The 21,508-nt window shown below is 60.9% G+C and carries 22 protein-coding genes and 1 pseudogene; 15 read left to right on the forward strand and 8 right to left on the reverse strand.

All coding sequences use genetic code 11. From position 1 onward, the window contains the following. Both lysA and lptM read right to left on the reverse strand, forming a co-directional pair. Positions 1–1,248: a diaminopimelate decarboxylase gene (gene lysA / locus ACA047_RS00980; RefSeq protein WP_497355859.1), complete on the reverse strand. Its 1,248-nt coding sequence runs from the start codon at positions 1,246–1,248 to the stop codon at positions 1–3. Between the two features lie 9 nt (positions 1,249–1,257). Beyond that, a complete protein-coding gene (gene lptM, locus ACA047_RS00985; RefSeq protein ID WP_003177310.1) occupies positions 1,258–1,428 on the reverse strand; it encodes an LPS translocon maturation chaperone LptM in 171 nt (56 codons plus the stop codon). A 192-nt stretch (positions 1,429–1,620) separates the two neighbouring features. On the opposite strand from lptM, the gene cyaY reads away from it, so the two are divergent. The 3 genes from cyaY to rnk all read left to right on the forward strand — a co-directional run bounded on the left by cyaY (position 1,621) and on the right by rnk (position 2,812). Further along, positions 1,621–1,953 (forward strand): iron donor protein CyaY, encoded by a 333-nt coding sequence (gene cyaY, locus ACA047_RS00990; RefSeq protein WP_497355861.1) that lies wholly within the window; start codon positions 1,621–1,623, stop codon positions 1,951–1,953. Between the two features lie 4 nt (positions 1,954–1,957). After that, positions 1,958–2,173 carry a DUF1289 domain-containing protein gene (locus ACA047_RS00995; protein WP_497355863.1) on the forward strand — a complete coding sequence of 72 codons (216 nt, stop codon included), beginning with the start codon at positions 1,958–1,960 and terminating at the stop codon, positions 2,171–2,173. A 213-nt stretch (positions 2,174–2,386) separates the two neighbouring features. Further along, entirely contained in the window at positions 2,387–2,812 is a 426-nt protein-coding gene (rnk, locus tag ACA047_RS01000; protein WP_497355865.1) for a nucleoside diphosphate kinase regulator, read from the forward strand. On the opposite strand, the gene ACA047_RS01005 is transcribed toward rnk, so the two are convergent. The 3 genes from ACA047_RS01005 to ACA047_RS01015 form a co-directional block, all read right to left on the reverse strand. Further along, complete coding sequence (locus ACA047_RS01005) at positions 2,804–5,647, reverse strand: class I adenylate cyclase (RefSeq protein WP_497355867.1); 2,844 nt, start codon at positions 5,645–5,647, stop codon at positions 2,804–2,806. The genes rnk and ACA047_RS01005 overlap by 9 nt on opposite strands. Positions 5,648–5,826: 179 nt before the next feature. Beyond that, positions 5,827–6,072, reverse strand: coding sequence for a TIGR02647 family protein (locus ACA047_RS01010; RefSeq protein ID WP_094470036.1), 246 nt, complete (start codon positions 6,070–6,072; stop codon positions 5,827–5,829). A 303-nt stretch (positions 6,073–6,375) separates the two neighbouring features. Further along, positions 6,376–6,660, reverse strand: a complete 285-nt coding sequence (locus tag ACA047_RS01015; protein ID WP_497355869.1) for a hypothetical protein — start codon at positions 6,658–6,660, stop codon at positions 6,376–6,378. A 124-nt stretch (positions 6,661–6,784) separates the two neighbouring features. On the opposite strand from ACA047_RS01015, the gene ACA047_RS01020 reads away from it, so the two are divergent. Further along, the gene (locus ACA047_RS01020; RefSeq protein WP_497355871.1) at positions 6,785–7,444 is read left to right on the forward strand and encodes a glutathione S-transferase family protein; all 660 of its coding nucleotides are present in this window, start codon (positions 6,785–6,787) and stop codon (positions 7,442–7,444) included. A gap of 128 nt (positions 7,445–7,572) precedes the next feature. Here ACA047_RS01020 and argH read toward each other — a convergent pair whose 3' ends face one another. After that, positions 7,573–8,967, reverse strand: coding sequence for an argininosuccinate lyase (gene argH / locus ACA047_RS01025; RefSeq protein ID WP_497355873.1), 1,395 nt, complete (start codon positions 8,965–8,967; stop codon positions 7,573–7,575). Between the two features lie 461 nt (positions 8,968–9,428). Here argH and ACA047_RS01030 point away from each other — a divergent pair, with 461 nt between their 5' ends. From ACA047_RS01030 to rsd, 7 genes and pseudogenes are all read left to right on the forward strand, one after another. Next, positions 9,429–10,175: a LytR/AlgR family response regulator transcription factor gene (locus ACA047_RS01030; protein WP_497355875.1), complete on the forward strand. Its 747-nt coding sequence runs from the start codon at positions 9,429–9,431 to the stop codon at positions 10,173–10,175. 147 nt (positions 10,176–10,322) lie between these two features. Further along, complete coding sequence (gene hemC / locus ACA047_RS01035; RefSeq protein WP_497355877.1) at positions 10,323–11,264, forward strand: hydroxymethylbilane synthase; 942 nt, start codon at positions 10,323–10,325, stop codon at positions 11,262–11,264. After that, positions 11,261–12,007 (forward strand): annotated as a pseudogene (locus ACA047_RS01040) (uroporphyrinogen-III synthase); the annotation flags it as partial. The gene hemC and the pseudogene ACA047_RS01040, both read left to right, overlap by 4 nt. A gap of 36 nt (positions 12,008–12,043) precedes the next feature. Then, a complete protein-coding gene (locus tag ACA047_RS01045) occupies positions 12,044–13,174 on the forward strand; it encodes a uroporphyrinogen-III C-methyltransferase (protein ID WP_497360608.1) in 1,131 nt (376 codons plus the stop codon). Further along, positions 13,171–14,406: a heme biosynthesis protein HemY gene (locus ACA047_RS01050; protein ID WP_497355879.1), complete on the forward strand. Its 1,236-nt coding sequence runs from the start codon at positions 13,171–13,173 to the stop codon at positions 14,404–14,406. The genes ACA047_RS01045 and ACA047_RS01050 overlap by 4 nt, the downstream gene beginning before the upstream one ends. A 219-nt stretch (positions 14,407–14,625) precedes the next feature. Next, entirely contained in the window at positions 14,626–15,168 is a 543-nt protein-coding gene (locus tag ACA047_RS01055) for a disulfide bond formation protein B (protein WP_497355881.1), read from the forward strand. A gap of 175 nt (positions 15,169–15,343) precedes the next feature. Then, positions 15,344–15,802 carry a sigma D regulator gene (gene rsd / locus ACA047_RS01060; protein WP_497355883.1) on the forward strand — a complete coding sequence of 153 codons (459 nt, stop codon included), beginning with the start codon at positions 15,344–15,346 and terminating at the stop codon, positions 15,800–15,802. Between the two features lie 55 nt (positions 15,803–15,857). On the opposite strand, the gene ACA047_RS01065 is transcribed toward rsd, so the two are convergent. After that, a complete protein-coding gene (locus ACA047_RS01065) occupies positions 15,858–16,523 on the reverse strand; it encodes an FKBP-type peptidyl-prolyl cis-trans isomerase (protein WP_497355885.1) in 666 nt (221 codons plus the stop codon). Positions 16,524–16,715: 192 nt separating this feature from the next. Between ACA047_RS01065 and ACA047_RS01070 the strand changes: the two genes are divergently transcribed. Beyond that, positions 16,716–17,756, forward strand: a complete 1,041-nt coding sequence (locus ACA047_RS01070) for an AlgP family protein (protein ID WP_497355887.1) — start codon at positions 16,716–16,718, stop codon at positions 17,754–17,756. Here ACA047_RS01070 and ACA047_RS01075 read toward each other — a convergent pair. Beyond that, positions 17,753–18,208, reverse strand: a complete 456-nt coding sequence (locus tag ACA047_RS01075; RefSeq protein ID WP_497355889.1) for a TIGR02444 family protein — start codon at positions 18,206–18,208, stop codon at positions 17,753–17,755. The two genes, ACA047_RS01070 and ACA047_RS01075, sit on opposite strands and share 4 nt — an antisense overlap. 50 nt (positions 18,209–18,258) lie before the next feature. Between ACA047_RS01075 and ACA047_RS01080 the strand changes: the two genes are divergently transcribed. The 3 genes from ACA047_RS01080 (at position 18,259) to rhtB (ending at position 21,483) form a co-directional block, all read left to right on the forward strand. Beyond that, positions 18,259–20,169 carry an ATP-binding cassette domain-containing protein gene (locus tag ACA047_RS01080; RefSeq protein WP_497355891.1) on the forward strand — a complete coding sequence of 637 codons (1,911 nt, stop codon included), beginning with the start codon at positions 18,259–18,261 and terminating at the stop codon, positions 20,167–20,169. Beyond that, entirely contained in the window at positions 20,169–20,750 is a 582-nt protein-coding gene (locus ACA047_RS01085; RefSeq protein WP_497355894.1) for a mechanosensitive ion channel domain-containing protein, read from the forward strand. Before ACA047_RS01080 ends, ACA047_RS01085 begins: the two co-directional genes overlap by 1 nt. A 100-nt stretch (positions 20,751–20,850) precedes the next feature. After that, positions 20,851–21,483 carry a homoserine/homoserine lactone efflux protein gene (gene rhtB / locus ACA047_RS01090; protein ID WP_497355896.1) on the forward strand — a complete coding sequence of 211 codons (633 nt, stop codon included), beginning with the start codon at positions 20,851–20,853 and terminating at the stop codon, positions 21,481–21,483. Positions 21,484–21,508 lie beyond the last annotated feature (25 nt).

Here is a 21,508-nt window from a genome sequence, read left to right on the forward strand (position 1 = left end):
TTACTCCGGCAGCAGGCTTTCGCCGGCAAACAACTCGGCTACCGTCTCGCGGCGACGCACTTCAAATGCCTGATCACCGTCCACCAACACCTCGGCGCAGCGGCCGCGTGTGTTGTAGTTGGAACTCATGACAAACCCATAGGCACCCGCCGAATGCACGGCCAGCAGATCGCCTTCTTCCAGCGCCAGCTCCCGGCCCTTGGCCAGGAAATCGCCGGTTTCGCAGATCGGCCCAACGATGTCGTAGCTGCGAGCAGCGGTATCGCGAGGGCGCACTGCGGTGACGTCCATCCACGCCTGGTACAGCGCCGGTCGGATCAGGTCGTTCATGGCCGCGTCGACGATGGCGAAGTCCTTGTGCTCGGTGTGCTTGAGGTATTCGACCTGAGTCAGCAGCACGCCGGCGTTGGCCACGATGTACCGGCCCGGTTCGAACATCAGTGCCAGGTCGCGACCTTCGAGGCGCTCACGCACAGCCTTGATGTAATCGGCCACCAACGGCGGTTCTTCATCGCGGTAGCGCACGCCGACACCGCCACCCAGGTCGATGTGGCGCAAGTAGATGCCGCAATCGCCGAGGCGGTCGACCAGCGCCAGCAGGCGGTCGAGGGCATCGATGAAGGGTTCGAGGGTGGTCAGCTGCGAGCCGATGTGGCAATCGACGCCCAGCACTTCCAGGTTCGGCAGTTGAGCGGCGCGCACGTACACGTCTTCGGCGTCGGCAATGGCGATGCCGAACTTGTTTTCCTTGAGACCGGTGGAAATGTACGGGTGGGTGCCGGCGTCGACGTCCGGGTTCACGCGCAGGGAAATCGGCGCGCGAACACCCAGTTCGGCGGCGACGATTTGCAGGCGCTCCAGCTCATCGGTGGACTCGATGTTGAAGCAGTGCACACCGACTTCCAGGGCGCGGCGCATGTCTTCACGGGTCTTGCCGACGCCGGAAAACACGATTTTGTCGGCGCTGCCACCGGCGGCCAGCACGCGTTCGAGCTCGCCACCGGAGACGATGTCGAAACCGGCGCCCAGGCGTGCCAGGACATTGAGTACGCCCAGGTTGGAGTTGGCTTTTACGGCGAAGCACACCAAGTGCGGCATGCCGGCGAGGGCATCGGCGAAGGCCTGGTATTGGGCTTCGATGTGGGCACGCGAATAGACGTAGGTCGGCGTGCCGAAACGTTCGGCGATCGCGGACAGGGCAACCCCCTCCGCGAACAGCTCCCCGCCACGGTAGTTAAAAGCGTCCATGGCGTTCCCTTAGTAAGTGGTGTGGGTGTCGTGCGCGTGGGCTTTGGATTGCGACGACTTGGCCTGTTCTTCAGGGGACTTGCTGTCATCAGGCAGGTACAGCGGACCTTTTTGACCACAGGCTGTCACAAGGCAGGCAACCGCGACGAGCGCAGCAAGGGAAGAGATCAGGCGCTTCATGGCGAAATCCTTGAAAATGCGTTAATTGCGCCGGAGTATACCGGCCACCCGTCAGCTTGCCTATGCAACGGGGCTCCCGTCCGGCGGGCCTGGGCATTTGGCGTCGTCGCTCGGTATATCCTTTGCAATCGCCGGGAAGCGGCCGTATCTTGCGGCGCTTGAGCATGAGTAGACATTTTCGAGGTTGCCACAATGAGTTTGACTGAAGCCCGTTTCCACGATCTGGTCGATACCACCCAGCAAATGCTGGAGGATGTGTTCGACGACAGCGACCTGGACATCGACCTGGAAAGCTCGGCCGGTGTGCTGACCGTCAAGTTCGAAAACGGCAGCCAGTTGATCTTCAGTCGCCAGGAGCCGTTGCGGCAGCTGTGGCTGGCGGCGGTGTCCGGTGGTTTCCATTTCGACTACGACGAGGAAAGCAAACGCTGGATGTGCGACAAGAGCGATGAGCAGCTGGGCGAGATGCTTGAGCGCATCGTCAAGCAGCAGGCTGACGCGGAACTCGATTTCGAAGGCCTGTAACAGCGTGAGCCAAACTGCCCCGGCGCGGCCGCCCAAGCCGCTCTACAGCAACGTCAGCCCCGCCGTGCCGTCGCCCTGTACCCGTGTGTGCAAACTGGATGAACAGAAGGTCTGCCTCGGCTGTTTGCGCCCTGTGGAACACATCCGCGAATGGCGCTCGGCCGATGATGAGCGCCGGCGGGTCATTTGTGCCGAGGCGCTCAAACGCAAGCCCCGGTAGGAGCTGCCGAAGGCTGCGATCTTTTGATCTTGATCTTTGGGGGCTTTCGCTTAGTACTCAATTGTCTGGGGCAAGATCGCAGCCTCGTTGCACTCCTCAGCTCCTACTGATAGTGTCCGGCTACGCCTCAACTCATCGAGGCTCGTGAAAACCCCGTCTTTTTGTGGCGGGGTTTTGCTTTTTTCGTGCAGAAGAAAGGAGTCTGCCTGAATCATGACCGCACCTTCCATCACCCTTACCCGTCTGGACGTACAGCGTCTGGAACGCCTGATCGACAGCCTTGATGAAACGCTGCCGGGCGTGATTGCGTTGCAAACCGAACTGGATCGCGCCGAGACCCTGGTGGGCCACGAGGAAGTGCCCGCCGATGTCGTGACCATGAACTCGCGTGTGCACTGCCGCGAAGAAAGCAGTGGCAAGGACTACCACCTGACCCTGGTTTACCCGCAGGACGCCAATGCCGGCGAAGGCAAGATCTCCATCCTCGCCCCGGTGGGCAGTGCACTGCTGGGCCTGAAGGTCGGCCAGCACATCGACTGGCCGGCTCCGGGCGGCAAGACGCTGAAGCTGACGTTGCTCGAAGTGGAATACCAGCCCAAAGCGGGCGGCGATTTCCCACCCCTGAGTGCTTCAGACTAGAGCCAATGCTTCGTTCAGCGCGCGCTCCAGATCGGCCTTGTAGCGCAGATACAAATTACTTGAGCAGGCCCCGTCACCCACCAGGCCCGAGAGGTCCAGGTCGGTGATGTAGCAGCGGTAGCGTTCGGCGTCACGGCGCTGTTCGACGATCTCCCTGGCGACCACGCGAAACAGCTGGTCGCCATGCTCCAGCTCCGAAAACTCCTGCTGATCGCAATACAGGGTAACGTGCACTTGCCCATGCGCGACTTTGCCAATGATTGCCTGCACGTCATAGAACGGCTTGTTCACTGGTGTCTGCGGCGCTTGTCGCGCTTCGATCCGCCGTGCCCGTCCGTTGCCTGAGGGCAAAAGCTGGTAGTACAGGGTTTCCAGGGTCAACGGTTGGGCCGCATCCATCGGCAGCAAGGCGTCTCGGCGATACAGCACCGATTGCAAGAAGCGTTGCAGCGGCACCAGCAGGCTTTGTTCGTCGTGATAAGGCAGGTGCTGTTGCCACAAGGCGTTGAGCTCATCGAGCACGTACAGCTCGGCTTCGTCCTCGTTGACGCGGTAGAACACCTGGATGCACTCGGGCTGGGCCATGGGCAAAACCATCGCCAGGTCGTGGTCTTCCAGGGCCATCGGGTCCAGGTGCAGCGGGCTGTAGGCTGTCATTTCCTCGCCCAGGTAATCCATCAGCGCCGACAGGCTGGCCAGCGCCACGTGGTTGACCTGGCCGGGCACCAGTTCCAGCACGTGATAATGCTGCTGGACCTGAAGCAGATAGCGGTGGTTGAGTCGGCTCAACAACAGGGTCTGGGCCGTTTCGATGACTTCTTCAACCCGTCGCGCGATGAACTGCGCGCGGTTGTGGCAGAAACAGCGCACTTGCAAGCGCGGCTGGCGCTGTGTGGTGGGCAGGTCGTTGAGGTAGTCGCGCAAGCAGTCGAGCAGGGCGTGCTCACCGTCAAAACGGGTGACCAGCACCTCATTCCAGCTATTGAGCGTGACCTGATCGAGGGTCAGCACCAGGTTTTCCCGGACCCCGGCGTAGCTCAGGGAATCGGTACGCTCGGTGGTCATCAGGATATTCAGGTCACGGTGATGCTTGAGCGGGTCGACACCAACGTTCACTAAAATCAGCACTTCGCTGGGGACGCTGGCATGCAGCAGCTGTTCCTCATCCACCGCGGTCAGGGGCAGGGCGATGGACTGTTGCAGGCTGCCCAGCAGGTTGAACAGTTCGAACTCGCTCAGGTCGCTATCCCCAGGGTGCAGCGCCAGGCGTGTGCTGCTGTCGATGACGCCGTTGCGATGGCACCAGGTCAGCAGCTCCAGCAGTTCACGACTGCGTTTGATCGGCGCGAAGTTCTCCCACTCCAGGGCGTTGAGGCTGCCGTTGTACAGGCCCCAATGACGCTGCCCCGGCTCTTTCTTGTTGGGCGATTGGACCAGCGTCAGGGTGTCTTCGGCCAAGTCCGGTGCAATCCCGGGGTTGATGACCTCGACCTTGTCGGCCTTGCGTTCGAAGGCCGCATACAGGCGCCGGCCAAGGACGCTGAGGTCACGCTTGTTGATCAGGCTGACGGTTTTCTCGGTGCGGGCAAACTGGGTCAGGAAGCGGTAGCTGTAGGTCAGCTCGTTGACCAGCGCCCGCCGTTCGTTGCTGACCTGGCGCACTTTCCACTGACTGCGGCTGTCCAACAGCGCCAGTTGGCGCTGGTCCCAGCCCCATTCCCGGGCCAGTCGCTCAAGCAGCGTCCGTTGCCAACCGCCGCTGCGCGCCTGGCCGGTGAGTTTGCGATTGACCTTCAGGTACAGCGCTCGTCGGATCAACTCAAGGCGTTCGGGTTCGCCCCGGGCATTGAGGTATTCCTCAAGGCGGCGGTAAACCACCATGTACGGATCCAGTTCCTCCAGGTCCAGGCGGTTGGCAAACACGGCCTGTTTGAAACGCAGGCTCAGGCACCGCACGTTCGGGTGTTCGCTGGCGTAAACCTCGGTCAGCAGCAGCTTGAGCACTGATTTGTACGGCGATTCAATGCCCTTGAACAACTGCCAGAGGCCGGCGCCGATGAATTCTCCCGGCGGGATGCAGGCCAGATGCCCCAGGTCCAGCGTTTCGTCCGCGCGGATGAAACGCTTGGAAATCAGCGTATGGGTGTACTGCTCATAGTTGTCTTCTTCGTAGACCGGCACCAGCCACCAGATCGGCGTGCGCCCGGCCAGCCAGATCGCGGTGCGGTAGAACTCGTCCAACAGCAGGTAATGCTGGGTCGTGCCGCAATCGTCGGAACTGAGCTGGTTGTCCCGGTCGCCCTGCACGAAGCGCGCTGGCTCGATCAGAAAAAAATGTGCTTCGGCGCCCTGAGTCGCGGCCCAGATCTCCAGCAACTGGCATTTACTGCGCAGCTCGGCCAGTTCGTTGTCGCTCAGGTCCGGCCCGTGGCAGACCCACACGTCCATATCGCTCTGATCGGCCTGGGCCAGGGTGCCGAGGCTGCCCATCAGAAACAGACCCAGAATCGGTCGCGGGGGGGTGCTGCCGTGGCGCGGCTTGTAGGAAAACGAACGGGTCAGCCGCTGTGCCTCGGCGAGGACGGTGGCGTTGGGCTCGTAATTCGACAACCCGGCGGGCGTGCTGCCCGAGACGTAGCCGGGCAACAGTGGGTGGTTGACGTGAAAAAGCAGCGGCAGCAGCGTCAGCACGCCTTGCTGGCGGGTTGACAGGCCTTCCAGGGCGCGCTCCATCCGGACGGTGTTGAGCTTGAGAAAACGTGCGCGCAACTGGCTCAGCACCTTGCGGTCGATTCCCTCGTCCAGATCGGGGCGTATTTCGTGATTGCGGGTCATGTCAGCTCAAACCGGCTCGCGGCGTCGAACGTGGGAGATCACAGGCGATGGCAGGTTAGCGTCCGAGCTCCGCAATTCTTAAGCTGAAAATAGGGATTTGACGTCAGATTTTTTAAGCGGGGCGTCAGGGCGCCTGCGGAAATCTCTGCAAAGGAGATTTCCGTGGGCGACAGGAGGAATCAGGCGGTTTCTTGAACGCTGAGTATCGTCAGAACGGTTTGTACATTTTGTGCGGCATCTCGGCCAAGGCTGGTCAGATAACCACCGTCGGGTTGGTCGATCAGCTCTTTTTCGTACAGGCGTTGGGCGGCAGCAATAGCTTTAGGGGCAGCGGTCTGATGAATTTTCAGGCCTTCCTGGGAACTGTCCAGGTTGAAGAGTGCAAGGATTTCCAGTTCGGCAACCAGCTCAGGGGTAAGCGACATAAGGACTCCATCCTTTCTAGGAATTTGGACGACAGCGTCACTAAAGTGAGCGCACTCGGCCTAGCTGTCCAGTGTCAGTGTCATGCTTTTTTTGTTTCGGGTGAGGGGGGTCATTGTTCTGTCAGGCAAATCACCCCGTGGCGAGGGGATTTATCGAGACGTTGCACCGCCCCGCTGGACTGTGGGAGCAAAGCTTGCTCGCGAAACAGCCCCTCGATTTCTGAAAGATCGCATCGCCTTCATCGCGGGCAAGCCTTGCTCCCACATAAATCCCCTCGCCACAGGAGCAACTGCGCCTGTCGGTTATTTCTTCTCCGGCGGCAACTCCGGCAGGGCGCGCAGGGCGGCTTCGTACCATTGGGTATCGAACGCACGGTCCTCTTCCAGGATCGCGTCAATTTCCACCGCCAGCACATGGGCCATCAGGTTGAGAATTTCTTCGCGCTCATAACCCACCAGGGTCAATTTATTGAAAATGGCCTTGGCCGCTGGCGGGTTGTCACTTTCGATCTGGTTTTCGATGGCCTGGGTCAGCGTGTTCTCGACGAACTCTTCTTCGTCGCTGTCGATGTCGGTTGGCTCGCTCATGGCAGGCTCCTGTAAGAAAGGTCGGCAGTTTACCTGCATTCAGTGGCGTGATGCGCCTGGCGAGAAGCGCCCCGACGGTCTATAACCCAAGGCTGCCAACCCCGCACGGCCTGGAGGCTTTGCCATGCTCAAGCTTTATGGTTTCTCCGTCAGTAATTATTACAACATGGTCAAGCTGGCCCTGCTGGAGAAGGGCCTGCCCTTCGAAGAAGTACTGTTCTTCGGCAACCAGACCCCCGAAGCGCTGGCTATCAGCCCTCGCGGCAAGGTGCCGGTGCTGAAAACCGAACAAGGCTTTGTCAACGAAACCAGCGTGATCCTCGAATACATTGAGCAAACCCAGCCAGGCAAGGCTCTGCTGCCCAGTGACCCGTTCGAGCGCGCCCAGGTGTTGGCTCTGTGCAGGGAGATCGAGCTGTACATCGAACTGCCGGGACGGGCCTGCTACGCCGAGGCGTTTTTTGGCATGACGGTACCCGATGCCATTAAGGAAAAGACCAGGGCCGAATTGCTGCTGGGGTTCGCCTCACTCGCCAGGCACGGCAAATTCTCGCCCTACGTGGCGGGCGACAGCTTGAGTATTGCCGATCTGTATTTGCTCTACAGCGTGTCGCTGGCCTGTCAGGTGGGCAGGAAATTGTTCGATATCGACCTGTTGGCAGACATGCCTGCGGCCAAGGCGCTGATGGAGCGCTTGGAGCAGAGCCCGCATGTGCAGCGGATTGCGGCGGACCGAGAGGCGGCGATGCCGGAGTTTTTGGCGATGATCGCGGCTAAGAAGTGAGTTTTGTAGTGTTTTGAAGTCAGTCACCGCGAGCAGGCTCGCTCCCACATTGGATCTCCATGTTCACAAGACTTGTGTTCACTGAGGATCTATTGTGGGAGCGAGCCTGCTCGCGATGTTTTTAGCTGTTAGCGGGCGGCCAGCAACGCCTGGCCGCGCACCACGGCAGCCTTGACCTGTGCTGGCGCGGTGCCGCCGATGTGGTCACGGGCGTTGACCGAGCCTTCGAGGGTCAGCACCGCAAACACGTCCTGCTCGATCTGATCGCTGAATTGACGCAGCTCGTCCAGGCTCATCTCTGCCAGGTCCTTGCCGCTGTCCACGCCGTACTTCACGGCGTGGCCGACGATTTCGTGGCAGTCGCGGAACGGCAGGCCGCGGCGCACCAGGTAATCGGCCAGGTCGGTGGCCGTGGAGAAGCCACGCAGGGCCGCTTCGCGCATCACGGCATGCTTTGGTTTGATGGCCGGGACCATGTCGGCAAAGGCCCGCAGCGAGTCGCGCAGGGTATCGGCGGCGTCGAACAGCGGTTCCTTGTCTTCCTGGTTGTCCTTGTTATAGGCCAATGGCTGGCCTTTCATCAGGGTCAGCAGGCCCATCAGTGCGCCGAACACCCGGCCGCTTTTGCCCCGCACCAGTTCCGGCACGTCGGGGTTTTTCTTTTGCGGCATGATCGAGCTGCCGGTGCAGAAGCGGTCCGGCAGGTCAATGAACTGGAATTGTGCGCTGGTCCACAGCACCAGTTCTTCGGAGAACCGCGACAGGTGCATCATCGCGATGCTCGCGGCGGCGCAGAATTCGATGGCGAAATCGCGGTCCGAGACATTATCCAGCGAGTTGCCACCCACGGCGTCGAAGCCCAGCAGCTGGGCGGTATATTCGCGATCGATCGGGTAGGTGGTGCCGGCCAGCGCAGCGCTGCCCAGGGGCATGCGGTTGGTGCGTTTGCGGCAGTCGACCAGACGCTCGAAGTCGCGGCTGAGCATTTCGAACCAGGCCAGCATGTGATGCCCGAAGGTCACAGGCTGAGCGGTTTGCAGGTGCGTGAAGCCCGGCATGATGCTCTCGGCCTCGCGCTCGGCCTGCTCCAGCAGACCTTTTTGCAGGCGGGTGATCTCGGCCAGGATCAGGTCGATTTCATCGCGCAGCCACAGGCGGATGTCGGTGGCCACCTGGTCGTTGCGGCTGCGCCCGGTGTGCAGCTTCTTGCCGGTCACGCCGATGCGGTCGGTCAGGCGCGCTTCGATGTTCATGTGCACGTCTTCAAGATCGATGCGCCAGTCGAACTGGCCGGCCTCGATTTCACCCTGGATGGTCTTCAGGCCATCGATGATGCTGTCGCGCTCGGCATCGGTCAGCACACCGACCTTGGCCAGCATGGTGGCGTGGGCGATCGAACCCATGATGTCGTGGCGATACAGGCGCTGGTCGAAGTTGACGGAGGCGGTGAAGCGGGCGACGAAGGCGTCGACGGGTTCACTGAAGCGGCCGCCCCAGGACTGATTGGTCTTGTCAGTGCTCATGAATTCGCTCGTGATCGGCTGAAGAAAAAATAGCGTTTAAAGGCTGCGGCGGATGATAGCAGGGTTGCCGGGGCTGGCGCTGGCACTGGTCGGCAGGTTTTTTCCGCGCAGCCTGAGCATTCAATGGGGTTTTCGCGCAACGATATTTTCCGATTGAGCAATATCGTCGCGGCAACCGTCTACAGTGGACGATAGGACTTTTGCTTTTTTCATTCATGGCGCATCGGACGAATAGAAAAGGGGGAGCTCATATTGATCAGATCGAATATTAACAATCCCTACGGCGGCGCCGTGCGACAACACGCCTCGGGCACCGGTTGGCAAGCGCTGGTAAAGATAGGTCACCGCCTCGCGGCACTTTTTGGCCCTCGAATGAGTCTTAGCGTGGATCGCGGTGACGGATGTCACTTCCCCTGTCTACGCTATCCTTGTGCGAGACTCACGCAGGAATCCAGCGCAATATGAATGTCCTGATCGTTGATGACGAACCACTGGCCCGTGAGCGCCTGAGCCGAATGGTTGGCGAGCTCGAGGGTTACAGTGTCCTGGAGCCGAGCGCCACCAATGGCGAAGAGGCATTGGCCCTTATCGACAGCCATAAACCGGATATCGTGCTGCTCGACATTCGCATGCCTGGCCTGGATGGCTTGCAGGTCGCGGCAAAGTTGTGCGAGCGAGAGTCACCGCCTGCGGTGGTGTTCTGCACGACTCGGGATGACTTCCCGCCCGAAGTGTTGCAAGCCGGTGCCGTGGGCTATGTGATCAAACCGGTTTCTGCCGAGGCGATCGCCGACGCCTTGCGCAAGGCTGAGCGGCCCAACCGGGTGCAACTGGCGGCGCTGACTCGCCCGGCTGCTGAAAGTGGCAGCGGCCCACGCAGTCATATCAGTGCCCGCACTCGCAAGGGCATCGAGCTGATCCCGTTGAACCAGGTGGTCTACTTCATTGCCGACCATAAGTACGTGACCTTGCGCCATGAAAGTGGCGAGGTGTTGTTGGACGAACCACTCAAGGCCCTGGAAGACGAGTTCGGCGAGCGGTTTGTGCGCATCCACCGTAATGCCCTCGTGGCTCGCGAGCGTATCGAACGTTTACAGCGTACCCCCCTTGGACATTTCCAGCTGTTTCTCAAGGGACTCAATGGCGACGCGCTGATTGTCAGCCGACGGCATGTAGCTGGCGTGCGCAAGATGATGCAACAGCTTTAGCTCAACGTTCCAAGGCGACAACGCGGTGGGGAAACTGATTTGAGAACGCCCCCTACGGCCAGGGAGGCCTTAGGGTCGTGATTCAAATCAAAGCGGATTTAGCTGAGCTGTTATTATCCGTCGTATCTTTTAAGTACGGATTGATCCATGTCCCCTCGCGAGATCCGCATTGCCACCCGTAAAAGTGCCTTGGCCCTCTGGCAGGCCGAATACGTCAAAGCCCGTCTGGAAGAGGCTCACCCCGGCCTGATCGTGACCCTGGTGCCCATGGTCAGTCGCGGCGACAAGCTGCTGGACTCGCCGCTGTCGAAAATCGGCGGCAAGGGCCTGTTCGTCAAGGAGCTGGAAACCGCGCTGCTGGACAACGAAGCCGACATTGCGGTGCATTCGATGAAAGACGTGCCCATGGACTTCCCCGAAGGCCTGGGCCTGTTTTGCATCTGCGAGCGGGAAGATCCGCGTGATGCGTTCGTTTCCAATACGTTTTCCAGTCTTGATGCGCTGCCTGCCGGGAGCGTGGTCGGCACCTCCAGCCTGCGTCGCCAGGCGCAATTGCTGACCCGCCGTCCGGATCTGCAAATCCGCTTTCTGCGCGGCAACGTCAACACTCGCCTGGCCAAGCTCGATGCGGGTGAGTATGACGCGATCATCCTCGCCGCCGCCGGCCTGATCCGCCTGGGCTTCGAAGACCGCATCACCTCGGCCATCAGCGTCGATGACAGCCTGCCGGCCGGAGGCCAGGGTGCGGTGGGCATCGAGTGCCGCAGCGCCGACAGCGACATTCACGCCCTGCTGGCGCCGCTGCACCATGAAGACACCGCCACCCGGGTCTTCGCCGAGCGCGCCCTCAACAAACATCTCAATGGCGGTTGCCAGGTGCCGATCGCTTGTTATGCCGTGCTGGAGGGCGAACAGGTCTGGTTGCGCGGGTTGGTGGGCGATCCCAACGGTGGTCGCCTGCTCAGCGCCGAAGCCCGGGCGCCGCGCCGCGACGCCGAGGCGTTGGGCGTACGGGTGGCCGAAGAGCTGCTCAGCCAGGGCGCCAATGACATTCTCAAAGCGGTCTACGGCGAGGCTGGCCACGCGTGACAGGCTGGCGGTTGCTGCTGACCCGGCCGGCAGACGAGTCGTCGGCCCTGGCGACTGTCCTGGCGCAAGCAGGGGTATTCAGCACCAGCCTGCCGTTGCTGGATATCGAACCGATTCCCGTGTCCGACTCCGGGCGGGCGATCCTCCAGAGGCTGGACCAGTACTGCGCGGTGATTGTGGTCAGCAAGCCCGCAGCCCGTTTGTGCGTGGAACTGCTGCGCCAATATTGGCCCCAGCCACCAGACCAGCCTTGGTTCAGCGTGGGGGCCGCCACCGGGCAGATCCTTGCCGACGCCGGCCTCAACGTGTTTTATCCCGACGGCGGTGACGACAGCGAAGCCTTGCTTGAACTCCCTGCATTGCGCCAGGCTGTCACCCGGCCCGACCCACAGGTTTTGATTGTGCGTGGCGAGGGAGGGCGCGGCTTGCTGGCAGAGCGTTTGCGCGAGCAAGGTGCTAGTGTCGATTATCTGGAATTGTACCGGCGCGGCCTGCCGAACTACCGCGACGGTGAGTTGCCGGCCAGAGTCGAAGCGGAACGCTTGAACGCGCTGGTGGTCAGCAGTGGGCAGAGCTTCGAGCATCTGCAACGGCTGGCTGGCGATGCGTGGCCCGCTCTGGCTCGGTTACCGTTGTTTGTTCCAAGCCCAAGGGTTGCCGAGCTGGCGCGTGCCGCCGGGGCCCAAACAGTTGTGGATTGTCGTGGCGCCAATGCCGCGGCTTTGCTGGCGGCGTTACGGGAACACTCCGTGCCGTTTTCTAATGCAAAGGATGGATACGTGAGCGAGACAGCCTTGCCAAAAGATCAAGACCAGCCGGCGATCGATGCACCGGTTGAAACTCCGGCCCCGATGGCGCCGCGTCGCGGCAACGGGCTGGCCATTGTCGCCTTGTTGTTGGGGGCTGCCGGTGTGGCCGTTGGCGGCTGGGGTGTGTGGCAGGTACGTCACCTGCAAGCCAATAACCAACAGCAGTCCACCCAGGTTCAGGCGCTGAACGATCAAGCCCAGACCCTCAAGCTCAATGAGCAACGCTTGAGTGAGCGCCTGGCGCAATTGCCCCCGGCCGAAGAACTGGAGGAGCGGCGACGTCAGGTCGCCCAGTTGCAAGGCGATCAGCAACGCCTGAACCAGCGCCTGGAAACCGTGCTCGGTGCCAGCCGCAAGGACTGGCGCCTGGCCGAAGCCGAGCATCTGCTGCGCCTGGCCAGCCTGCGTCTTTCTGCCCTGCAAGACATCAGCAGCGCTCAGGCCCTGGTTCAGGGCGCCGACGAAATCCTGCGTGAGCAAAATGACCCTGGCTCGTTCGCCGCCCGCGAACAATTGGCCAAGACGCTCGCTGCGTTGCGCAGCACTGAACAGCCGGATCGCACCGGGCTGTTCCTGCAACTGGGTGCCCTGCGTGACCAGGTGCTGCAACTCACCGAGCTGGCGCCTGAATACAAGGACCGTGGTGAGTCCCTGCTGGGCCTGACCGCCGATGGCGATGGCGCCAGCCGTTGGGCACAGTGGTGGGATCAGATCTCGCGCTATATCCGCATCGATTTCAACGCTGACGAGAACGTCCGTCCGCTCCTGGCCGGGCAGAGCCTGGTGCAGGTACGCCTGGCCTTGAGCCTGGCACTGCAGCAAGCGCAATGGGCCGCCCTCAACGGTCAGGCACCGGTCTACACCCAGGCGCTGACCGAGGCGCGCGACGTACTCAAGAGCAACTTCAATCAGGACAACCCGCAAAGCAAAGTCATGCTCGAGCGAGTGGTTGAGCTGGGCAAGCAGCCGGTGACGGTGGTCACGCCGGACCTGACAGGTACCCTGAGCAGCGTTCAGGCCTACCTTGAGCGCCGCAACCTGAATGCCGAAGAATCGGTCAAGCCGCTGCCCAAACCTGGCGAGCAGGGGGCCACGCCATGAAACGTCTTTACGTGATTCTGTTCGTGGTCATCGCTGCCGCCGCGTTACTGGGCTTGGCGATTGCCGAGCATTCAGGTTACGTGCTGGTGGCGTACAAAAATTTCCGTTACGAAGCCGGCTTGTGGGTAACCCTGGCACTGGTGGTGATGCTCTGGCTTTTATGGCGAGGCGTGAGCGCCTTGATCGGATTGGTGACCACTTCCACTGGGGTGGTCAACCCGTGGTCGCGGCGTAACCGCAGTCGTCGGGTGCAAGTGGCGATTGAACACGGCCAACTGGACCTGGCCGAAGGGCGCTGGGCCAGTGCCCAGCGGCACTTGCATCGTGCTGCCGAAGCCGAGCGCCAGCCGTTGCTGTATTACCTCGGCGCCGCCCGTGCGGCCAACGAGCAGGGCCTTTACGAGCAGAGCGACAATTTGCTCGAGCGTGCCCTGGAACGTCAGCCCCAGGCGGAGCTGGCCATTGCGTTGACTCACGCACAATTGCAGACGGATCGAGGCGACACCGACGGCGCCTTGAGCACGCTGCAAGCGATGCATGAACGCCATCCGCATAACGCCCAGACCCTGCGTCAGTTGCAGCGACTGCATCAGCAGCGCGGTGATTGGTCAGCGGTGATTCGACTGTTGCCGGAGTTGCGCAAGGACAAGGTCTTGCCACCCAGTGAACTGGTGGAGCTGGAGCGTCGGGCCTGGGGCGAAAATCTCACCCTGGCAGCCCACCGTGAAGAGGACGGCAGCGTCGGTTTGCAATCGCTCAATCGCGCTTGGCAACAACTGACTTCCGCGCAACGTCAGGAGTCGGCGCTGGTGCTGGCTTATGCCGAGCAACTGCGGCAGCTGGGGGCCCAGGCCGAGGCTGAAGAGGTGCTGCGAGCGGCGCTCAAGCGTCACTACAACAGCCACCTGGCGCGCCTGTACGGGTTGGTCCGGGGCAATGATCCGAGCCGCCAGCTGCAAACGGCAGAAGGCTGGCTCAAGGAGCATCCGGCCGATCCAAGCCTGCTGCTGACACTGGGGCGCCTGTGCCTGCAAAGCAGCTTGTGGGGCAAGGCGCGGGATTATCTCGAAAGCAGTTTGCGGGTCCAGCGCAATCCCGAAGCCTGTGCCGAGCTGGCGCGACTGCTGGCGCAACTGGGCGATGCCGAGCGCAGCAATCAGTTGTTCCAGGAGGGTTTGGGGTTGCTGGACGAGCGCTTGCTTGCCGCGCCACTGCCGGCCCTGCCCACTTAAGCTTTGTATGAGTCACTGTGGGGAGAGAGCTTGCTCCCTCCCCACAGGTACCGCTTTCGTGACGCCTTCAGCAAAGTCCTACAGCAGACTGCGCTAAATCCCCTCGTGCCTGTCGGGAATTCCCTACACCCCTGGTGAAGTGTCCGCACGGGCCCGCCTTGAAAGGCCCGAGGGCTTTCCTCTACCGTAACTGCCTGTCTCTTCTGGTACGGAACCGCCATGTCTTTGGCCTGCTCACGTTTCTTGTTTCTCATGGCTTCCATCGCCGCAGCCCTGGCTTTGGGCATCGCCAGTTATCTGGAATATACGGTCGGTCTGACGCCTTGCAGTCTGTGTGTTTTGCAGCGGTTATGCCTGACGTTGTTTCTGATGAACTGCCTCATGGCATGCGTACACGGCCCAAGTCATAAGGGCAGCATTTGCTACGCAACGATGGGATGGTTTTTTGCGTCGGGGGGAATGACACTGGCATGGCGTCAGGTTCTGGTGCAAAGCGACTCATTCGAGCAGTTGCCTGATTGTATTGCACAGTTGCAGAGGGCGGATTCATGGTGGTGCGCCTTGCATCGTGTCCTCGAAGGAGCGGTCGACTGCGCGAACATCACCTGGACACTGTTCGACCTGAGCATTCCCGAGTGGAGCCTGCTGTTTTTTCTCGCCGTGTCTATTGCGATGACCTATCTGCTGCTGCGCCTTGTCTGGAACGCTCTGGCACGACCGCTCGGCGGCGATACGTCGCAGTTGATCCGGGCCATGGATTAAACACTTGTATGAACTTTATCTCCTGCGTACCTTGAAGCCGCTGTCGTGCGGGCATAATCTGGCTCGCATGTGTTATTGGAATTATGCCGCTCGATCATGTTGTGTCTGGCTTGTCCCTGATCATTCAGGCGTGCGCAGGCTGCGAGGGGCATGACTCACAAGGGAAGAAATCACCATGCTCGAAAGTTGTCAGAATGCTCAGGAACGCTGGGGTGGAGTGCATCTGCTGATCGACCGCTGGTTGCAGGAGCGTCACGAACTGGTTCGGGTCTATGATGCTCTCGGCGGCAACCCAGAAGCGCTGAGTGAAAGCCGAGAACTACTGCAGGAGTTCTGCGGTGTGCTGGTCGACTATGTGTCTGCCGGTCATTTCGAGATCTACGAACAACTGACGGGCGAGGCCAAGGCTTTCAACGACAAGCGCGGTCTGGAGCTCGCCGAGCAGATTTATCCGCGTATCGACGTCATCACCGAAAAACTGCTGGCGTTCAATGATCTGTGTGATGAAGGCCAGTGCGTGGTAGAAAAATTCAAGGAGTTGGGCGGCTTGCTGCACGAGCGTTTCGAGCTCGAAGACTGCCTGATCGAAGTGCTGCACAATGCCCATAAAGAAGAGGATGCGGTCCAGGCCTGAGGGATTTGCAGTAAAAGAACGGTGCGCATTGCGCGCCGTTTTTCGTTTATCAGTGTCAGATCGTCGCGCCCAGCAATTCGATTTCAAACACCAGCGGTGTGAATGGCGGGATCACATCCCCGGCACCTTCGGCGCCGTAGGCCAGGGTCGAAGGAATCACCAGTCGCCACTTTGCGCCTACCGGCATTTGCGGCAATGCACTGCGCCAGCCATCAATCACGCTGTCGAGGCTGAACCACTGCGCCTGGTGGTTGGAATCGAATACGGTGCCGTCCGGCAATCGTCCGGTATATAGCACGCGGACCTTGCCATGAGGACCGGCCTTTGCGCCGTTGCCTGGCTTGAGTTCGGTCAGCAGGATGCCGTCTGCCAGTTGCTGGACGCCGGGCCGATTCTTTTCCTCATTGAGAAACTTCTGCTCCGTTTTCAGTGCCACTTCGATCTGCGGCGTCGCCGACTGCGACGTCAGATGTGCCTGATGCTCGGCCAGAATCTGTTCGATGCGTTCATCCTTGAGGGCCAGCGGCTTGCCCAGATAGGCCTGTTGCAAACCCTCCAGCAAGGCCTTGATCTGCAGGTCGGGTACGTCCTGGCGCAGGCGTTCACCCAGGCTTGCGCCCAGGCTGTATGCCAGATCGTGGGCATCGTTGGCGCTGGTTTTTTCAGCGGCCTGAGGCATGGAGCAAACCATGCACAGGAATAAAAACAGGTGACGCGACATGTGTGCTCTCCGGCCTCGAATCGAGGAATTATGCCAGCGCCGATACCTGCAAAGGTGGATTGTCATTGGCAATGACACAGAAGATTTCTTGTCCCTTGCAACGCAACGTCTTGTGTACTGTCAACATGCCCTAGCGGCGGTTGAAGCAGAGGTCTAGTATGAGCCGCACTCACGTCAGTCAGGAGGTAAACCATGTCGGCCACCAAGAAGCCTGTAAACACTCCGTTGCATTTGCTCCAACAACTTTCGGGCAGCCTGCTCGAGCATCTGGAAAGCGCCTGTTCCCAAGCCCTAGCTGATGCTGAAAAGCTGCTCGCCAAACTGGAAAAACAACGCGGCAAAGCGCAGGAAAAACTGCACAACTCACGGATCAAACTGCAAGACGCAGCCACTGCTGGCAAGGCCAAGGCACAAGCCAAGGCCAAAGACGCTGTGAAAGAACTCGAAGACCTGCTCGATGCCTTGAAGGATCGTCAGTCCGACACCCGCACCTACATTCTGCAACTCAAGCGAGATGCCCAGGAAAGCCTGAAACTGGCCCAGGGCGTCGGTCGCGTTCAAGAGGCAGTGGGCAAGGCGCTGAGCTTTCGGGCTGCCAAGCCTGTTGCTGTATCGGCCAAGAAACCGGCCGCTAAACCTGTCGCGGCAAAAGCACCGGCCAAAGTGGCTGCCAAACCAGCCGTAAAAGCACCGGCCAAAGCGGCAAGCAAGGCTGCTGCCAAACCGTCCGTGAAAAAACCGGTCGCTGCCAGTGCTGCAAAACCGGCTGCAAAAAAACCGGCCGTCAAAGCTGCTGCCAAGCCAGCCGCCAAAGCTGTGGCCGCTAAGCCTGTTGCCGCCAAGCCTGCTGCTAAAACCGCCGCCGCTAAACCTACTGCGACGAAAACCACCGCCGCCAAACCGGCCGCCAAAGTGGCTGCAAAACCTGCCGCTGCGAAGCCAGCTGCCAAGCCAGCGGCAACAAAAACTGCTGCTGCCAAACCCGCTGCGGCCAAGCCTGCTGCGAAAGCGGCCGCCAAGCCAGCCGCTGCCAAAGCTGCAGCTAAACCCGCTGCCAAGCCAGCTGTGAAACCAGCCGTGAAAAAACCAGCCGCCGCAAAACCAGCGACTGTGCCAGCCGCCAAGCCTGCGACATCGACTCCGACAGCGGCACCTGCTCCAACCGCCGGCGCGACGCTCAACCCGTCAGCTTCTGTTGCGCCGAGCACCAGCTCCCCAACCAGCGCTTCCTAAGTACTGGGCACCACGACGCGCAGCTGATGCAGCGCGTCGTGGTTCTCTGGGGCGCCTAGCCCTTGCAACCATTGCGCAGAATCTTTCCGATCTCCCTCAGGCCACTTCTTGGCCGCATTTTCCAATCGTTCCAACAATCGCCGTTCGGCTTCCAGCTCCAGCCTCTTGATTTGCTCGCGCAGACTATTGAGTGCTGTGTCTTGAAGGGCGCGAGCTTTCCATTGGCTGCGAAGCGTCCGTAAGGGCTGCACGACCTCTGCGTCCCAAGGCTCTGCCAACTGCCGAAGCTGTTGCAGCCTTTGTTCATTACAGGTCACGCCGCGCTGCTCCAGCCACAGCCCGCAAAGCAGCAGGCAGACGTTCGCGCCGGCGTTCTGTAACGCCAGGCAGGCATGCTCTACGCCAGGCTTGGCATAAAGGTCGAGGGAAAAACTCCACAGGTCAGAGGACATCGTGCTACTCGCGCCAGTTGTGAGCGAAGCTGGTAGACTCCGCCGCCATTATGATCCGACTTCAGAACCTGACTTTACAGCGTGGCCCGCAACGTCTGCTAGAAGACGCCGAGCTGACCCTGCACGCCGGCCACAAAGCCGGTCTCATCGGTGCCAACGGCGCCGGCAAATCAAGCCTGTTCGCCCTGCTGCGGGGCGAACTGCACCCGGACTCGGGTGATTGCTTGCTGCCGGCTGATTGGCGTATCGCCCATATGCGTCAGGAGGTCGACACGCTCGAGCGCCTGGCGGTGGACTACGTGCTCGACGGCGACCTGCGCTTGCGCCAGGTTCAACGCGACCTGGCGGTCGCCGAAGCGGCCCACGATGGCGCCGCCCAGGCTCGCCTGCACTCGGAGCTCGACAGCGCCGACGGCTACACCGCCGATGCCCGCGCACGCAAATTGCTCGCAGGCCTGGGTTTTACCAATGAACAGATGGACCGTCAGGTCGGGGACTTCTCCGGCGGCTGGCGGATGCGCCTGAACCTGGCGCAGGCCTTGATGTGCCCATCGGATTTGCTGCTGCTCGATGAGCCGACCAACCACTTGGATCTCGACGCTATCATCTGGCTCGAAGACTGGCTCAAGGGCTACCCGGGCACTCTGTTGCTGATTTCTCACGACCGAGATTTTCTCGACGCCGTGGTGGATCACGTGGCCCATGTCGATCAGCGCAAGCTCACCTTGTACCGCGGTGGCTACAGCGCCTTCGAGCGGGCCCGTGCCGAGCGCCTGGCCCAGCAACAGCAAGCCTACGAGAAGCAGCAGGTGCAGCGTGCGCACATGGAAAGCTACATCGCCCGCTTCAAGGCCCAGGCCACCAAGGCCCGTCAGGCCCAGAGCCGGATCAAGGCGCTGGAGCGGATGGAGGAGCTGTCGGCAGCCCACGTCGACTCGCCGTTTGATTTTGTCTTCCGCGAATCGACCAAGATCTCCAGCCCGTTGATCGACCTGTCCGACGCGCGTCTGGGTTATGGCGACAAGACCGTGTTGGAGAAGGTCAAGCTGCAACTGACCCCCGGTGCGCGGATCGGTCTGCTGGGCCCCAACGGTGCCGGTAAGTCGACCCTGATCAAGAACCTCTCCGGCGAGCTCGAGCCATTGGGTGGTCGCTTGACCCGGGGCGAGAACACCGTCGTTGGCTACTTCGCCCAGCACCAGCTCGATTCTCTCGACTCCAAGGCCAGTCCGTTGCTGCATCTGCAACGCCTGGCGCCGACCGAGCGCGAGCAGGTCCTGCGCGATTTCCTCGGCGGTTTTGATTTCCGTGGGGCGCGTATCGACGAGCCGGTGCTGAATTTCTCCGGTGGCGAAAAGGCTCGCCTGGCGCTGGCGTTGATCGCCTGGGGTCGGCCGAACCTGTTGCTGCTCGACGAACCGACCAACCACCTCGACCTGGAAATGCGCCTGGCCCTCACGATGGCCTTGCAGGAATTCAGCGGCGCGGTGCTGGTGGTGTCCCACGATCGGCATTTGCTCAAGAGCACCACGGATAATTTCTTTCTGGTGGCCGACGGCAAGGTCGAGGAGTTCGACGGCGATCTCGAAGACTACGCGCGCTGGCTGGTGGAGTACCGTCAGCGCAACGCGCCGGTCAACACCACACCGGTCAACCCGGACAAGACCGACAAGAAAGCCCAGCGCCAGGCCGCCGCCGCACTGCGTCAGCAGCTGGCGCCCCACAAGCGCGAGGCCGATAAGCTCGAAGTCGAACTGGGCAAGCTCCATGAAAAGCTGCAGAAAATCGAAACCAGCCTTGGCGACAGCGGTCTCTACGAGGCGGCTCGCAAGGATGAGTTGCGTGATCTGCTGGCCGAACAGGCCAGGCTGAAGGTTCGGGAAGCAGAGCTTGAGGAGGCGTGGATGCAAGCCCTGGAGTTGCTGGAAAACCTGCAAGCGGAGCTGGAGGCATTGTCCTGATGGAAGCGTTGGCGTTGCCTGTCCCTGTCACGTGGATCGAGCCGATCTGGCTTGGTGTGCAAATCCTGCTGATTCTGCTGGTCGGTTATGTCACGCAGCGTTTCGTGGCGCGTGCGCTCACGGGCTTGGGTGAGCGTTACCCGTTCCCACCCCAATTGGTCATTATCCTGCGGGGCGTGCTGCGCTGGCTGATCATGGGCAGCGCCGTGCTGGTGGTGCTCGAGCGCCTGGGTGTCTCGGCCACGGTGCTGTGGACCGCGCTGTCGGGTTTCGTCGCGGTGGCAGCGGTGGCGTTTTTCGCCATCTGGAGCGTGTTGTCGAACCTGCTGTGCGCCGTTTTGATCTATACCGTCGGACCGTTTCGCCTGGGTGATGTGGTCGAGTTGGTGGACACCACCGACAAGCCCGGCATCAAGGGGCGAGTGGTGGCGATCAACCTGCTATACACCACGCTGATCGAACCCGAGGAACTCGGCACTGGCAGCGCCATGGTGCAAGTGCCCAATAGCCTGTTCTTCCAGCGTTCGGTGCGGCGCTGGCGTGGCAGCGAGGCATTTCCGGTCGGCGGTTTCGTCGAATAACCTGACCTTGGCCGATCGGCTGTCTTTGAAAAAAACGGTGGTCAACCGCCCGCTGGCGCATTAGCTTAGGGCTTTCGACGAGTCTGAGCCGAGGTGTGCAATGGTGCTGGAAACATGGCTGGCGTTTTTCGCCGCGTGTTGGGTGATCAGCCTTTCTCCGGGCGCCGGTGCCATTGCATCGATGTCCTGCGGTTTGCAGTACGGCTTCTGGCGCGGCTACTGGAATGCCCTGGGCCTGCAACTGGGCCTGGCATTGCAAATCGTGATCGTCGCCGCCGGTGTTGGCGCGATCCTCTCCACGTCGGCCTCCGCGTTCTATGTGATCAAATGGTTCGGCGTGGCCTACCTGGTTTACCTGGGGGTCAAACAGTGGCGAGCCATCCCCGGCGACATCAGTGATAACGCGGCCGTACGGCCTATCGGCAAACCCCTGGCGCTGGTGTTTCGTGGTTTTTTGGTCAACATCAGCAACCCCAAGGCTTTGGTGTTTATGCTGGCTGTGCTGCCGCAGTTCATCGACCCCCATGCGCCCTTGGTCAAGCAATACCTGATCCTTGGCGTGACCATGATCTGTGTCGACCTCATCGTCATGGCCGGGTACACCGGGCTGGCGTCCAAAGTCCTGCGCCTGTTGCGCACCCCGAAACAGCAACGGCGCATGAACCGAACCTTCGCCGGGTTGTTCATTGGTGCGGCGGGTTTTCTGGCGACGATTCGCAAAGCTGCGGTGTAAAAACCGACTATCACACAACACCTGT

Source organism: Pseudomonas sp. LBUM1664, from assembly GCF_059695895.1.

Coding starts and splice junctions, on each gene's coding strand:
- lysA (WP_497355859.1), bottom strand. CDS start 1,248: ATGGACGCTTTTAACTACCGTGGCGGGGAGCTGTTCGCGGAGGGGGTT.
- lptM (WP_003177310.1), bottom strand. CDS start 1,428: ATGAAGCGCCTGATCTCTTCCCTTGCTGCGCTCGTCGCGGTTGCCTGC.
- cyaY (WP_497355861.1), top strand. CDS start 1,621: ATGAGTTTGACTGAAGCCCGTTTCCACGATCTGGTCGATACCACCCAG.
- rnk (WP_497355865.1), top strand. CDS start 2,387: ATGACCGCACCTTCCATCACCCTTACCCGTCTGGACGTACAGCGTCTG.
- ACA047_RS01005 (WP_497355867.1), bottom strand. CDS start 5,647: ATGACCCGCAATCACGAAATACGCCCCGATCTGGACGAGGGAATCGAC.
- ACA047_RS01010 (WP_094470036.1), bottom strand. CDS start 6,072: ATGTCGCTTACCCCTGAGCTGGTTGCCGAACTGGAAATCCTTGCACTC.
- ACA047_RS01015 (WP_497355869.1), bottom strand. CDS start 6,660: ATGAGCGAGCCAACCGACATCGACAGCGACGAAGAAGAGTTCGTCGAG.
- ACA047_RS01020 (WP_497355871.1), top strand. CDS start 6,785: ATGCTCAAGCTTTATGGTTTCTCCGTCAGTAATTATTACAACATGGTC.
- argH (WP_497355873.1), bottom strand. CDS start 8,967: ATGAGCACTGACAAGACCAATCAGTCCTGGGGCGGCCGCTTCAGTGAA.
- ACA047_RS01030 (WP_497355875.1), top strand. CDS start 9,429: ATGAATGTCCTGATCGTTGATGACGAACCACTGGCCCGTGAGCGCCTG.
- hemC (WP_497355877.1), top strand. CDS start 10,323: ATGTCCCCTCGCGAGATCCGCATTGCCACCCGTAAAAGTGCCTTGGCC.
- ACA047_RS01050 (WP_497355879.1), top strand. CDS start 13,171: ATGAAACGTCTTTACGTGATTCTGTTCGTGGTCATCGCTGCCGCCGCG.
- ACA047_RS01055 (WP_497355881.1), top strand. CDS start 14,626: ATGTCTTTGGCCTGCTCACGTTTCTTGTTTCTCATGGCTTCCATCGCC.
- rsd (WP_497355883.1), top strand. CDS start 15,344: ATGCTCGAAAGTTGTCAGAATGCTCAGGAACGCTGGGGTGGAGTGCAT.
- ACA047_RS01065 (WP_497355885.1), bottom strand. CDS start 16,523: ATGTCGCGTCACCTGTTTTTATTCCTGTGCATGGTTTGCTCCATGCCT.
- ACA047_RS01070 (WP_497355887.1), top strand. CDS start 16,716: ATGTCGGCCACCAAGAAGCCTGTAAACACTCCGTTGCATTTGCTCCAA.
- ACA047_RS01075 (WP_497355889.1), bottom strand. CDS start 18,208: ATGTCCTCTGACCTGTGGAGTTTTTCCCTCGACCTTTATGCCAAGCCT.
- ACA047_RS01080 (WP_497355891.1), top strand. CDS start 18,259: ATGATCCGACTTCAGAACCTGACTTTACAGCGTGGCCCGCAACGTCTG.
- ACA047_RS01085 (WP_497355894.1), top strand. CDS start 20,169: ATGGAAGCGTTGGCGTTGCCTGTCCCTGTCACGTGGATCGAGCCGATC.
- rhtB (WP_497355896.1), top strand. CDS start 20,851: ATGGTGCTGGAAACATGGCTGGCGTTTTTCGCCGCGTGTTGGGTGATC.